Genomic DNA, 12,093 nt, shown 5'->3' with positions numbered 1-12,093 from the left:
GGCGGAGGCACAATGTCGTACCGGGTCACGGTCGTCGAATCGAATACCACTGCCATGCTCGAACTGCGCCGGACCGTGCGCGCCGACCATGCTGGCGACGATGTCCGCGCGGGCATGCGGGCCCTCTATGAGTTGGCCGAGCGCACCGGCCTGGCCCCGGCCGGAGCCCCCTCGACGACGTATCTGGGCATGCTCGGACCAGGTATGACCACGGATGTGGACTTCGGCCTCCCGGTGGCCGACGGCGCACTCGATGACATTGCTGAACAAGTCAGCCTGCGCCGTCTCGAGCCCAGATTGTTCGCCAGCACCAGACACCGCGGCGACTATCAACGCATCGGCGACGCCTACCGTGCGCTCGACGAATGGATCCGCGCCTCGAACTATCAGCCGGTCGGACCGCCGACCGAGGTGTATCTGATCGCACCGGAGGCGGCGGTACGACCCGGTGATCTCGTGACCGAGATCCGCAGGCCGGTCGCTGCCGCCCTCGCCATCCGGGTGCCCGCACTGTTCGCCGCTACCGTCTCGGAGCTTCGAAAGGCATTGGCCGAGCAGGGCTTCGGCATCATGACCGAGATAGACATGCGCGCCACGCTGCGGGCGAAGCTCGACATCTGGATGGACGAGTATCTGATTCTCGGCGCCTGTAACCCGGTCCTCGCGCAACGGGCGCTGGCCGCCGATCCCCGAGTCGGTCTGTTGTTGCCCTGCAATGTCGTCGTGCGCACAGACGACGACACCACACTCGTCGAGGCGGCCGACCCGGTATTGCTGCTGTGCGGCGAGCTGCTGCACCACACCGACCAGCCCGAACTACACGCGGTCGCCCGAGAGGCGCGCGAACGCTTATCAGCTGCCCTCGAAACCGTCGAAAAGCGTTTGCCGGAAACGAAATAGCCCTCGTTGTGATCAGCTGTCCACCGACTCCGCTGAGCGGGCCAAGGATGCTGAGATCTGCGCTTCGGTCAGCACCTCTCGCGTGCTGAACGGAACACACGGCGATTCCATCCTCGACAGTTCGTCGTTCATCAGCGACGCGACGGCACGAATCGAGTTGCGATGCACGACATCACGCGCCGCTGCATCGGCGAGCGAGCCAGCCTGCTGCAGCTGAGCCAGCTCTTCGACGACTGCGTACACCGGCGATCGGGGTGGATCTTCACGACCTTTCCGCCGATCACGATCACCCCGCCGCCGTCATCTTCCACGCCGACGATGACCCTGCCCGGTCCGGCAACCGGCCGACTGTCCGGCCGCTGGGTAACTTCCAGTGTTGCCACCCGCGTATCGAGTACGTGACTACTTGAATTGCGGAGCCCGTCCGGGCCGACACCGGACCGGTTCGTCTACAACGCGTCGATGCAGGTGGGGCCAGGTCCGCCAGAGCCGGAACGCCGCCTGCGGCCTCGGTGCAATGCGCGTACGCTTATGTATCTATACCGGTCAGTAAGGTGTGCCACCGGTTCGCCGGGAGGTGGAGATGCTTAGCATCACCGAGCAGTTCAGCACCGAACGCGCCCCATGCGGGAAACTGAGGGGCGGGGCTCGCCACCGTGAAGACGACGAAGCGGGCCTGGTTATCGACGATCTGCATTACGACTGTGGCTGCCGCAAGATTCGGCACGAATACCACGACGGCTGCGTTCGGATCGAAACGGTCCGCCATGACGGCAAGGTCCTGATGGACGAGCGCAGCGCCGACTTCGAGGCCTGACCCACGATGGTGGTGCACGATGACCGCTTCTCACGATGTCGTGATCGTCGGCGGGGGCGGCGCGGGCCTGCGTGCGGCCATCGCCATCGCCGAACACAATCCGCGGTTGAGTATCGCGATCGTTTCCAAGGTCTATCCGATGCGCAGCCACACCGTCTCTGCCGAGGGTGGCGCCGCCGCAGTCGCCGGTCCCGGCGACAGCTTGGAAGAACACGCATACGACACGGTCTCCGGCAGCGATTGGCTCTGTGACCAGGACGCTGTCGAGGCCTTCGTCGAGGAAGCACCGCGGGAGCTGCTGCAGCTGGAGCATTGGGGCTGTCCATGGAGCCGTCGATCGGACGGGCACATCGCGGTACGGGCGTTCGGCGGCATGACGAACAACCGCACCTGGTTCGCAGCCGATAAGACCGGTTTCCACTTGTTGCACACCCTGTTCCAGACCGCACTGTCGTATCGAGACATCGTCAGATACGACGAATGGTTCGCCACCACATTGCTCATCGACGACGGCAAGGTGGGCGGCATCGTAGCCATCGAACTGGCCACCGGACGCGTCGAAACCATTCTCGCCAGCGCTGTCATCGTGTGCACCGGCGGCTGTGGCCGGGTGTATCCGTTCACCACCAACGCCAATATCAACACCGGCGATGGTATGGCGTTGGCCTACCGGGCAGGCGCGCCGCTCAAAGATATGGAGTTCGTCCAGTACCACCCGACCGGCCTTCCGTTCACGGGCATCTTGATCACCGAGGCGGCGCGCGCGGAGGGCGGCTGGCTGCTCAACAAGGACGGTTACCGCTACCTGCAGGATTACGACCTCGGGACGCCATCACCGGTGCCGGTGATGCGCAGCATGGAACTCGGGCCACGCGACCGGCTGTCACAGGCTTTCGTGCACGAACTCGACAAGGGCCGGACCATCGGCACACCGTACGGACACGTCGTCCACCTCGACCTGCGCCACCTCGGTGCCGATCTCATCGACACGAAACTGCCGTTCGTGCGCGAGCTGTGCTCGAAGTACCAGAACATCGACCCGGTGCGGGAACTGATCCCGGTACGCCCGGTCGTGCACTACATGATGGGCGGCATCCATACCGACATCCACGGCGCGACACCCCTGGAGGGCCTGTACGCCGTCGGAGAGGTCGCCTGCGTCAGTATCAATGGCGCCAACCGGCTCGGTTCGAATTCCCTGCCGGAGTTGCTGGTCTTCGGTGCGCGAGCCGGTCGTGCCGCCGCCGAGTACACGAGCTCGGCCTCCGCCCGCCGGACATCGGCGGTCCTGGCACGCGGCCGCGCCGAACAGGACCGGCTGGAACGAGGCCTCGCCCGACATGCCGAGGGATCCGAACGCATCGCCCACATCCGCACCGAGATGCAGGAGACGCTGGAGACCAGTGCCGGGATCTACCGAGACGGCGACTTCCTCGCCGAGGCTGCCGACAAGGTGCGCGAGCTTCGCGATCGATTCGGCCGCGCTCGCCTCGATGATCACAGCCGAGCGTTCAACACCGAACTGGTGGCGATGCTGGAACTGTCCTGCATGCTCGACGTGGCCGAATGCATCGTCGCCTGCGCGCTGGCACGGGAGGAATCCCGGGGTGCGCACCAACGGACCGATTTCCCCGCCAGGAACGACCAGCGATTCCTGGCCCATTCGCTGGTCCATCGACAGCCGGACGGTTCGGGTCGCGTCTCGTACCTCCCGGTAACGATTACTCGCTGGCCTCCGGGCGAACGCGTATATGGGAGGTGATGGCGATGGCGGACCGGATAACCCTGCAGGTCGCGCGCTATCGACCGGATCGAGATGACGAACCGGTAATGCAGTTGTACGAGGTTCCGCTGCGCAAGGAATGGACGGTGCTCGACGGCCTCAACTACATCAAGGACTACCTCGACGGCACGGTGTCGTACCGGTGGTCGTGCCGGATGGGTATCTGCGGTAGCTGCGGTATGACCGTCAACGGCGAGCCACAACTGAGCTGCGCCACATTCCTGACCGACTACGCGCCGGGGCCGGTGCGGGTCGAGCCATTGCGCAACTTTCCGGTGATCCGGGATCTCGTCATAGAGATCAGCGACTTCATGCACAAGCTGACCGCGGTCAAGCCATGGCTGATCAGGAAGGAAGATCGGCCGCTCGATGACGGCGAGTACCTGCAAACACCGTCTGAAATGGACGAATACAAGAAGTACAGCATGTGCATCAACTGCATGCTCTGCTACTCGGCCTGTCCGGTCTTCGCGCTCGAGCCCGAGTTCATCGGTCCGGCGGCAATCGCGCTTGGCCAACGCTACAACCTCGACTCGCGCGATGAAGGCGCCGCAGATCGGCGCGACGTGCTGGCCTCCGCCGAGGGCGTATGGTCGTGCACCTTCGTCGGCGAGTGCACCACCGCCTGCCCCAAAGGGGTCGACCCGGCAGGTGCGATCCAACGCTACAAGCTGACCGCGGCCACGCAATCGCTGCGGGATTTCCTCATGCCTTGGCGCGCACGATGACCACGACACCCCGGTTGTACCGAAAGCCGGTCTCCACGTTCTGGTGGGCGCGACGTCGCTCGTACCTGATCTTCGCCCTGCGCGAACTCAGCAGCGTGTTCGTCGCCTGGTTCGTGGTATTTCTCCTGCTTCTGGTCCATGCGGTCAGTTCCGGAAACGAGGAGTACCAGCGGTTTCTCAGTTGGAGCGCAACTGGGTGGGTGGTTGCACTGAACACGATCGCTCTGCTGTTCGTGCTGCTGCACACGGTCACCTGGTTCAGCCTCGCGCCCAAGGCGATGGTGCTGCGGATACGGAACCGGCGCGTTGCACCGGGGGTGATCGTTGGGCTGAACTACCTGCTGTGGGGCCTGCTGACGGCGATCGTGTTGTTGGTGGTGCTGTGATGACGACGAAAAAGAGGTCCCTGGAACCGTTGGCGTGGCTGCTGTTCGGCATCGGCGGAATGGCCGCCGCGCTGCTCATACCGGTGCTGCTGTTCCTGTTCGGCCTCGCCTTCCCATTGGACTGGCTTCCCGCGCCGGACCACGCACACCTGCTCGCGGTGTTGCGTCATCCTGTCACCCGGCTGGTACTTTTCGGACTCTGTGTGCTGGCTCTGTTCCATTGGGCCCACCGCTTCCGGTACACGGTGGAGCACGGCTTGCGGCTCGAGCAGTTCAGTGGGTTGATCATCCTGGTCTGCTACGGCGGAGCCGTCATCGGCTCGGGAATTGCGGCTTACCTCCTGCTGCGCGTGCCGTCTTAATCGGTCCAGGCGACAGCGCGCAGCGGAAACGAGCCCATCCCGTGTACGGGCGCTGGTAGCGCGACGAGCCTGGCACCGATGTCGGGAACCGCGTCCAGGTTCGTCATATGTTCGATGATCGGGATTCCCGCACCGAGCAGCGCATGGTGGCACGGCCGCGTCGGCAGGGACATATCGTCGATGTCGAGCGAGTCGATTCCCACCAACGCCACATTGGCGGCGACCAGCGCATCCGCGACCTCGCCGACCAGGAATGGATGGCCGGGCTCCCAGTATGCGGACGAACCCCACCGGGCCGACCATCCGGTGTGCACGAGCACCGCCTTGCCCCAGAGCCGCGCCGGGTCGCCGAGCATATCCGGTCCAATCGCACGGATTTTCGCCGCGCGGATCATTACGATCGGCACGTTGAACAGCCGTTCCAGCGGCAGCTCGGCGATATCGGCGCCATCGGCGTGGAATTGGAAGGGCGCATCGATATGGGTCCCGGTATTGCCGACCATATCCACGCGCGCAATGTCGTAGGTCATGTCGATCAGTGGCGACTGCCCACGCGAAATATCGGTAGTGACTCGCGGTTCGGGCAAGCCAGGGTAGGTGAGCATGCCGTCCGCGATCCGATGGGAGAGCTCCACAATCGCTCTGCTCATACCAGGGACGGTACCGGTCGATACCGCGGTTCGCGGGCAGCAGTCGCCCATCTACCGCTTTCGTTGTCAGCGCGCTCCGCAGGTCCCCGTGGGGGTGTACTGGCAGGGGTTTTCGTTGCGGCCCCGGTACTGATCGTGGTTGTCGCTATTGGAGCGCACTCCATATCCGTAGCCGCTGTTGTTCTGACTGTGGTCGGTGCTATTCGGGCGCGATCCGGATCCATAGCCATGGCTGTTCCCGGGGGCGTGCGAATCCCGAGGTCCGGCCGAGGCCGCGAAAAGGTGAGGTGAGGCGATCGTCAGGGTCACTAGCGCGATGCTGATCAGCGTCACGATCACCACTCGACGGACCGTCCAGAACTTTGTTGCGATCTCCATCAGTCTTCATCCCGTCAATCAATGTGCCGCTATATAGCGATACGTTAATCGATGGGACGTCGTTAGGGAAAGGTGTTTTCGTGGATTCGGGCACGCCGGATCGCGTCGACGCCTCTGAATAGGCCTGATGACCTGCGCTTTTGGGGGCGGCTCAGATGTACGCGCGAGTGCGAACGGCGAACTGTGGCTGGACACAACTCGATCAGGTGCTCGAGCGAGCGGCCGAGCCGGTCCAGCTTGGTGACCACCACCTGATCACCGGCACGGTCGGCCGACAGCCGCGGCGAGCGGACGGCGCACTACCCAACGGCTGCTGGTAACGTACGCCGCCGCCCGAAATCCCCGTCGCTCAGCTGATGCGGCTGATTACCTTGGCGAAGTCGGTGATGCTGGTGGCTGGGATCGCGAAGTGGGTCAGCCGGTACCGCTCACGGTAGCGGTACAGCGTTTCGGCGATCTGGTCGGGAGAACCGTGCAGGACCCCCGGTAGGGCGAGTAGTTCCTCCTCCGAGAGGTCCGGGGCGAACATGCGCGGCAGCGAGAGGTCGGGTTCACCCTGGTCGGCCAAATGCACGGCTGCCACAGTGAGACCGAGTTCCAGATGGTCGAATCGCGCCCCGGCTGCCGTGCGGAGGAACTCCACACGTTCGGCGAGGGAGCGCTCGGCGGCCTCCGGCGTGAACGGGCGCTCGGTCACAGGTATGTTGGCCAGGGAGATGACGTCGGCGTGGGGCGCAACGGTGCGTAGCAGCCGGTCACCGCGACCGGCCACCACGATCGGTGGTGCGGGGTGTTGGGATACAGATGGCTCGCCTGCGGCGAACATCCGGCGTAGTTCGGTGATGGTGTGTTCCAGATGCTCGATGCGCTTACCGGCGGACGGGAACGGTAGCCCGGCCGCCGCGAATTCGGTCTGCGCCCATCCTGCTCCGAGTCCGAGTTCGAGGCGGCCGCCGCATGCCAGGTCGGTCGTTGCCGCATCTCGGGCCAGGAGTGCCGGGTTGTAGAAGGCCGTGTTGAGGACGAATGTGCCCAGTCGAGGCCTGGTGGTTACCGCGGCGAGTGCGGTCAAGAGGGGAAACGGGGCCGGCATACCGATGTGATCCGGAACGAGGATCACGTCGTAGCCCAGATCTTCTGCCGCACGGGCCTCATCCAGCAATTCGGCATGCGATGCGGTCACCGATAGATTGGCTCCGAAACGAAACAGCTTGTCACTCATAGGGTTACCTCTCTGTACGGATGCTTGCGATCTATCACGCCTCGCCGATAGCCGACTTTGCTCGAGTCGCCGTGGCTCGTTTGCTGTCCCGGCCGTGGATGCGGGGGTCGGTCGGACGGGGCGGTCCTGACCTAACGACAGCCGTGGGCGCTCTGACGCCAGTCGCCAGAGAACGGTTCGTTCGCGCGCTCGGGCAGCATGGAGCGGGTCGGTGCTGTCTGTGCTGCGTGAGTGGCGCGGAGCCGTTTCGTGTCTGGCTATGACCTCGAGACCGGCGTCGGAGATGCGTGCGAGAAGCTCGTCGCGGGTCCGGAGGCCGAGATGTTCGGCGAGGTCCGACAGGATCAGCCACCCTTCACCGTGTGGCGTGAGGTGGTTCGCAAGGCTGCCGAGAAAGCGGTTCAGCACGCCGGACGCGGGGTCGTAGATCCCGATTTCCAAAGCCGAGGTCGGATTTCCTGGTAGCCAGGGCGGGTTGCATACGATCAGGTCGGCGTGGCGGCGCCCGGCAGGCCAGAGATCCGCCTCGGTAACTCGAACCCGGCCGGAGAGACCGAGGCGTTGCATGTTCTCGCGCGCGCACTGCACTGCGCGCGGGTTGATGTCGGTCGCCAGTACTGCTCGGGCGCCGCGCCGGGCGAGAATGGCAGCGAGCACCCCGGTTCCGGTGCCGACGTCGAACACGACCGGGTGATCGATACCGCGCGGCAAAGGGGCAGAGGCAACGAGATCGATGTACTCGTTGCGGGTGGGAGCGAAGACACCATACGCGGGGCGGAGCCGTCCGCCCAGAGCAGCGATGTCGATACCCTTGCAGCGCCACTCGTAGGCGCCGATGACGCCGAGAAGTTCAGGAAGCGAGACAAGCGTTACTCCACTGGAGCCGTCATCTGACTCATTCGTCGGCTTCCCATACGCATGCTCGCACGCCGCGCGCGCGTCAGGTGCCCGACGTAGTCGAATCGAGTGATCTCGCTCCAGCGCGACCAATATTTTGCCGAGCAGCGCTGCTCGTTCCGAGCGGGCCTTCCTGTGTCCATGGAAGGCGGCGTCGAGGCCACTGCCTGCAGATGCCGGACTCGATCGCTGCGGTAGGCGGCGGTCCATGGCACGCATAAGCTGCCTGGCGTTGTGGAAGTCGCCTTGCCAGAGCAGACCCGAGCCTGACTGGGCCAGCCGTAGGGCCGCGGGTGCGGAGATATGATCGTCGACGACAACGATGCGGGCTGGTGCCGGAGTCCTGTTCTCGGAGTGCCAGCGGGCGGTTCGTCTGGTTCCGTTCTCGGTCCAACTGACCGTGGACATGTGATGCTCCCGTGATGGTCGAAGGTGTCACTGGTCGACGACGCTTCGAAGGGGAGCAGGCGCGTGCTACTCGCTGATCATGAAGAAGGCAGCACGGCTCGCTCCTGTGCCGAAGCGCGGTAGCAGCGGTCGCCCAAGACCATGCCCATGTTCACAGCAGTTCAGTTCCTTCCGATCGGATACGCAGAGCCAATACTCGCACGACGACACGGTTCGGTCCGAATGCACGATGATCGATCCGTCAGCGACGTTGTGCCCCGCAACATGGGGTGCCAGTAAGGATCGTGTCACCAGCCGCAAGTCGGGGGTGAAACCCGAGCGCGGGGGTCGTAAGGATCGTGTCATGTACCGCAATTGTCCAGTGCTGGTGGTGATCTCGGTGTAGCTTGCGCGGCTGTGGTGCGCACCGGCACCGCCTCCACCGAGGCGATCCTGCGCCGGTTCATGAAGGCCAACTCCACGCACCCGACCTATTAGGCGATGATCGAACTCGGCCGCGCCCAGAAGACCGTGTTCCTGGCCCGCTACCTGCGCTCTCCGGAGCTCCAGCGGGAGATCAACAGCGGACTGAACGTGGTCGAGGCGTGGAACGGCGCGAACTGGATCATCTTCTACGGCAAGAACTCCGAAATCGCCTCGAACCGCCGCGACGAGCAGGAGATGAGTGTGTTGTGCCTGCGGATCTGCCAGGCCGCCCTGGTCTATATGAACGTGCTGATGATCCAGGACATCCTCGACGACCCCGACTGCCCGGTCGAACTGACCGCCGAGGACGAACGCGGGCTGACCCCGCTGTTCTGGTCCCACGTGCTCCCCTACGGTGAGGTGAAGCTGAACATGAACAGCCGCCTGGCATTTGGATAGAGCTCACGGTGGTCTCTCAGCGTCATATGGCACCGAGGACGGGTGGGTCAGCGGACGTCGGCGCTTCGCGCGGCCCGGCCGTCGAGCAGACGTCGGATCTTCTGGTCCGGATACGGGGTGCACCGGCTCTCCTGCTGGAACGCACGCATGAACGCGGACATCGGCGCGGCGATCGGCGCGTGCCGGGTCAGGACCGCGGCAACCTCCGCCGGGATGCCCGCCGGCAGTTTGCCCTCGGCGATGGCGCATGCCATGGCTGCCCGTTTCTCCCGGTCCTCCCACCGGAACCCGTAGAAGGCGGTGAGCAACCAGTTCACCAGGTAGGTGGCAGTGAAGCCGCAGTCGTAGCTCTGGTTCTGGTCGAGGAATGCGGTCTCGGCTGGCGAGAGGTCGAACCCGGAGGAGAGCGCGAGTCCGTAGTCGCCGAAGTAGAGGCGCTGACCGTCGGTGAGGATGTTGTGGAAGTGCGCGTCGATGTGCAGCAGCCCGCGGTTGTTCATGAACTCGGTGCCGATGGCCAGCTCTCGTTCCACCATGGCGCAGGCCCGGTCGGCGGCGCCGACGCCCACCTCGATCTGGACGTTGAGCCACTGGTGCAGTGTCTGCGGGATGTACTCCAGGAATAGCGCGATGCTCGCCGAAGAGTCCCGCACGGCCTCGATCCGGCGACGTACCTGGGGTCTGTCGTCCCAGTAGGCGACGGTGCGATCGATGTCGGCGAGCTCGGCCGGCAGCGGCGTCGTGTCCGGCAGCACCCGCCAGTGATACATCAGCGGAAAGCCTTCGTATTCGGCGGCGAGCACCCAGTTCGTGGTCATGATGTGCACGGCAAGCTCACGCCACGCCCCGAAGCCCGCTCCACCGATGAGACCGACGCCGTAATGGTAGAACTGCGGTAGGTCGAACAGGTTCGCCGTGGACCGGACGTGCTCGGGCTGTCGTTCCAGGTCGGTGAGGGGCACTCGCTTCACGAAGACCGAGGTTCCGGCGACCTCCAGTAGCGCTGACTTCCCGCCGATGCTGGCGCCGATCGGGGTGGCTGCGTCCACGAGCTCGCGCAACGCGTGATCGCTGTACAGCGCAAGGGCCGTGGAGACGGCGCTATGGTCGTGCAGGCGCGCCGGGCGCGACATGTCGCGGGTCGTCGCCGCGTCAGATAACGAGGACGCCACTGCGTCAAGGGAATTCGCTGCGGCCTTCATCTGCACGCCGACCTCGATTCAGCCATGACCACGCGGTCGCGCCGTATCAGCTCTTCGGAGACTGCCAGGCCGACCGAGCCAACTGCTCCGCCAGGGCGTCGACCTGGCGAACGCCCGCTCGGAACGCTTCAGGCCAGCAAGCAAAGACGTCGGGATTGGTCGCGTACGCGTTGAACACGTCGACCGTGGCGGCATCCGGGCCGAAATGCACCACAGCATCGGCCGCAACCCCGGCAAGTTCGGCACGAAGGGGCTCACGCGGCCACTGATACGCCAGCGGCTCGATGACCAGAACGAGATCCGCGTCCGCAGCGACGTCCGCGTTGGTCGCCGACCATATCCCGCCATCAATGTAGTGGCGGTCCTCCACCACGACCGGCGGGAATGCTCCAGGAAGCGCGCGGCTGCCACGGTGGCGGTCGTCAGCGATACACCACTATCGCGGTTCCAGACCCGGCGCTGACCGCTCTCGGCATCGACAACGACGACCTGTAGCCGTTCATCCGGCCAGGTGTTGCCGCCGATGAACCACTCCGTCGGCTCGATATGCTCCGGCTGGGCCGGTTCTTCGGCCATCGCCATCTGGCCCACCTTGCGCCGTGCCACATCACGATCCGCATTTCGATCGAACAGCACGGAAAACACTGCAGCCAGCAGTTCAGGCTTACGCGGAGGGTGCGGCACCGTGACCCCAGCGGGGAACGGACTGTCGGCAAGCGAATCGAGATCGCGGCCGGTAACCAGCATGGCACCGACCGACGCGCCCGCGGACGTGCCCACTATCAAATCGGCTGCACCCAAATCGATACCCCGGCGACGCAATTCAGCGGCCAGACCCGCCATCCACGCACCGCCACAGATACTGCCCCCACCCAATACAACCGAACGCCGGACGGTCTCGTTGAACGGTCGATCGACAATATTCCCCACCATGCGGCCATCCTAGCCATGCTGATCATCCTCGCAAGTCATCGTGTTCATCGCGCCACTGTCGAAACCTTTGGCGGACAGCGCCATTGAGCGGATCCGCATGAAGCCGACCCGCTCGGCGCGCTTGTAGACAGTGCCGCTGCCGATGAGCTGGCCAAAGCTAGCGCCAGACCAGGCATCATGCAACGCACCGCATAACCGCCGATCGCGCGGTGGGCTGGGCGAAAACGTTTCGTTTCTGTCCCACGAGCACCCGCCCGCCGCGCACTCGCGAACCCGCAGCTCGCGCGATGACCCGAATGGGTCACAACCCGTGTGCGAAATCTACGGGACAGAACTCGCCATGTCGGCCCTTTGTGGGACAGTTCGCCCATGGGCCGCTTCTCTGGAGTTAACAACTCCGACGAATTGCCGATCAAAGCACTGTCGTTCGGGTCCGTGCGCAGTCTGGCCAGGTGCGGCCGTAGCTGTCCGATTGCAGCAGCGCTGGCCGATCCTTGCGGACAGCCGGTCCCGCGGTGTCAGAAGAGGGTGCCGCGGCCCCAAACGTCACCGCCGCTATGCCG

Annotated in this window: 16 protein-coding genes and 2 pseudogenes; 11 read left to right on the top strand and 7 right to left on the bottom strand. The window is 64.5% G+C overall.

Annotated features, from left to right (window positions below; genetic code table 11):
* Nucleotides 1–12: 12 nt before the first annotated feature.
* The 8 genes and pseudogenes from ABZ293_RS24895 to frdD form a co-directional block, all read left to right on the top strand.
* Nucleotides 13–468 (top strand): annotated as a pseudogene (locus tag ABZ293_RS24895) (GyrI-like domain-containing protein); the annotation flags it as partial.
* Between the two features lie 27 nt (nucleotides 469–495).
* A complete protein-coding gene (locus ABZ293_RS24890; RefSeq protein ID WP_355184438.1) occupies nucleotides 496–900 on the top strand; it encodes a DUF302 domain-containing protein in 405 nt (134 codons plus the stop codon).
* 162 nt (nucleotides 901–1,062) lie between these two features.
* Nucleotides 1,063–1,302: a hypothetical protein gene (locus ABZ293_RS24885; protein WP_355184285.1), complete on the top strand. Its 240-nt coding sequence runs from the start codon at nucleotides 1,063–1,065 to the stop codon at nucleotides 1,300–1,302.
* Between the two features lie 181 nt (nucleotides 1,303–1,483).
* Nucleotides 1,484–1,717 carry a hypothetical protein gene (locus ABZ293_RS24880; RefSeq protein ID WP_355184283.1) on the top strand — a complete coding sequence of 78 codons (234 nt, stop codon included), beginning with the start codon at nucleotides 1,484–1,486 and terminating at the stop codon, nucleotides 1,715–1,717.
* Between the two features lie 19 nt (nucleotides 1,718–1,736).
* Nucleotides 1,737–3,479 carry a fumarate reductase (quinol) flavoprotein subunit gene (gene frdA, locus ABZ293_RS24875; RefSeq protein WP_355184281.1) on the top strand — a complete coding sequence of 581 codons (1,743 nt, stop codon included), beginning with the start codon at nucleotides 1,737–1,739 and terminating at the stop codon, nucleotides 3,477–3,479.
* 5 nt (nucleotides 3,480–3,484) lie between these two features.
* On the top strand, nucleotides 3,485–4,228 hold the full coding sequence (locus tag ABZ293_RS24870; protein WP_354952342.1) for a succinate dehydrogenase/fumarate reductase iron-sulfur subunit: 744 nt from the start codon (nucleotides 3,485–3,487) through the stop codon (nucleotides 4,226–4,228).
* Entirely contained in the window at nucleotides 4,225–4,614 is a 390-nt protein-coding gene (locus tag ABZ293_RS24865; protein WP_355184436.1) for a fumarate reductase subunit C, read from the top strand. Before ABZ293_RS24870 ends, ABZ293_RS24865 begins: the two co-directional genes overlap by 4 nt.
* Nucleotides 4,614–4,976 (top strand): fumarate reductase subunit FrdD, encoded by a 363-nt coding sequence (gene frdD, locus ABZ293_RS24860; RefSeq protein WP_355184279.1) that lies wholly within the window; start codon nucleotides 4,614–4,616, stop codon nucleotides 4,974–4,976. The genes ABZ293_RS24865 and frdD overlap by 1 nt, the downstream gene beginning before the upstream one ends.
* On the opposite strand, the gene ABZ293_RS24855 is transcribed toward frdD, so the two are convergent.
* From ABZ293_RS24855 to ABZ293_RS24835, 5 genes and pseudogenes are all read right to left on the bottom strand, one after another.
* Entirely contained in the window at nucleotides 4,973–5,626 is a 654-nt protein-coding gene (locus ABZ293_RS24855; RefSeq protein ID WP_355184277.1) for a cyclase family protein, read from the bottom strand. The genes frdD and ABZ293_RS24855 overlap by 4 nt on opposite strands.
* A 66-nt stretch (nucleotides 5,627–5,692) precedes the next feature.
* Nucleotides 5,693–6,004: a hypothetical protein gene (locus tag ABZ293_RS24850; RefSeq protein WP_355184275.1), complete on the bottom strand. Its 312-nt coding sequence runs from the start codon at nucleotides 6,002–6,004 to the stop codon at nucleotides 5,693–5,695.
* A 62-nt stretch (nucleotides 6,005–6,066) separates the two neighbouring features.
* Nucleotides 6,067–6,282: a recombinase family protein gene (locus ABZ293_RS24845; protein ID WP_355184434.1), complete on the bottom strand. Its 216-nt coding sequence runs from the start codon at nucleotides 6,280–6,282 to the stop codon at nucleotides 6,067–6,069.
* A gap of 71 nt (nucleotides 6,283–6,353) precedes the next feature.
* Entirely contained in the window at nucleotides 6,354–7,226 is an 873-nt protein-coding gene (locus tag ABZ293_RS24840; protein ID WP_355184432.1) for a TIGR03621 family F420-dependent LLM class oxidoreductase, read from the bottom strand.
* Between the two features lie 153 nt (nucleotides 7,227–7,379).
* Nucleotides 7,380–8,531 (bottom strand): annotated as a pseudogene (locus ABZ293_RS24835) (class I SAM-dependent methyltransferase); the annotation flags it as partial.
* A 354-nt stretch (nucleotides 8,532–8,885) separates the two neighbouring features.
* On the opposite strand from ABZ293_RS24835, the gene ABZ293_RS24830 reads away from it, so the two are divergent.
* A complete protein-coding gene (locus ABZ293_RS24830; protein ID WP_355184273.1) occupies nucleotides 8,886–9,008 on the top strand; it encodes a hypothetical protein in 123 nt (40 codons plus the stop codon).
* A gap of 3 nt (nucleotides 9,009–9,011) precedes the next feature.
* Nucleotides 9,012–9,395, top strand: coding sequence for a Tn3 family transposase (locus tag ABZ293_RS24825; RefSeq protein ID WP_355184271.1), 384 nt, complete (start codon nucleotides 9,012–9,014; stop codon nucleotides 9,393–9,395).
* A gap of 47 nt (nucleotides 9,396–9,442) precedes the next feature.
* Here the strand turns inward: ABZ293_RS24825 and ABZ293_RS24820 are convergent, their stop codons facing one another.
* A complete protein-coding gene (locus ABZ293_RS24820; protein ID WP_355184269.1) occupies nucleotides 9,443–10,528 on the bottom strand; it encodes a protein kinase family protein in 1,086 nt (361 codons plus the stop codon).
* A gap of 115 nt (nucleotides 10,529–10,643) precedes the next feature.
* Entirely contained in the window at nucleotides 10,644–10,970 is a 327-nt protein-coding gene (locus tag ABZ293_RS24815) for a hypothetical protein (protein ID WP_355184267.1), read from the bottom strand.
* A gap of 173 nt (nucleotides 10,971–11,143) precedes the next feature.
* Between ABZ293_RS24815 and ABZ293_RS24810 the strand changes: the two genes are divergently transcribed.
* Entirely contained in the window at nucleotides 11,144–11,617 is a 474-nt protein-coding gene (locus ABZ293_RS24810; RefSeq protein ID WP_355184265.1) for a hypothetical protein, read from the top strand.
* Nucleotides 11,618–12,093 lie beyond the last annotated feature (476 nt).

The sequence above is a fragment of the Nocardia sp. NPDC005998 genome (assembly GCF_040614395.1).
GTDB lineage: Bacteria > Actinomycetota > Actinomycetes > Mycobacteriales > Mycobacteriaceae > Nocardia.
Note: the sequence above shows the minus strand (reverse complement) of the source record. Positions and strands in the feature narration are given on the sequence as shown.

Bases quoted from the DNA above. Each gene is read 5' to 3' on its own strand.
- ABZ293_RS24880 (WP_355184283.1), top strand. From the start codon at position 1,484: ATGCTTAGCATCACCGAGCAGTTCAGCACCGAACGCGCCCCATGCGGG.
- ABZ293_RS24870 (WP_354952342.1), top strand. From the start codon at position 3,485: ATGGCGGACCGGATAACCCTGCAGGTCGCGCGCTATCGACCGGATCGA.
- frdD (WP_355184279.1), top strand. From the start codon at position 4,614: ATGACGACGAAAAAGAGGTCCCTGGAACCGTTGGCGTGGCTGCTGTTC.
- ABZ293_RS24825 (WP_355184271.1), top strand. From the start codon at position 9,012: ATGATCGAACTCGGCCGCGCCCAGAAGACCGTGTTCCTGGCCCGCTAC.
- ABZ293_RS24850 (WP_355184275.1), bottom strand. From the start codon at position 6,004: ATGGAGATCGCAACAAAGTTCTGGACGGTCCGTCGAGTGGTGATCGTG.
- ABZ293_RS24865 (WP_355184436.1), top strand. From the start codon at position 4,225: ATGACCACGACACCCCGGTTGTACCGAAAGCCGGTCTCCACGTTCTGG.
- ABZ293_RS24885 (WP_355184285.1), top strand. From the start codon at position 1,063: ATGCACGACATCACGCGCCGCTGCATCGGCGAGCGAGCCAGCCTGCTG.
- frdA (WP_355184281.1), top strand. From the start codon at position 1,737: ATGACCGCTTCTCACGATGTCGTGATCGTCGGCGGGGGCGGCGCGGGC.
- ABZ293_RS24820 (WP_355184269.1), bottom strand. From the start codon at position 10,528: ATGTCGCGCCCGGCGCGCCTGCACGACCATAGCGCCGTCTCCACGGCC.
- ABZ293_RS24810 (WP_355184265.1), top strand. From the start codon at position 11,144: ATGCTCCGGCTGGGCCGGTTCTTCGGCCATCGCCATCTGGCCCACCTT.
- ABZ293_RS24855 (WP_355184277.1), bottom strand. From the start codon at position 5,626: ATGAGCAGAGCGATTGTGGAGCTCTCCCATCGGATCGCGGACGGCATG.
- ABZ293_RS24840 (WP_355184432.1), bottom strand. From the start codon at position 7,226: ATGAGTGACAAGCTGTTTCGTTTCGGAGCCAATCTATCGGTGACCGCA.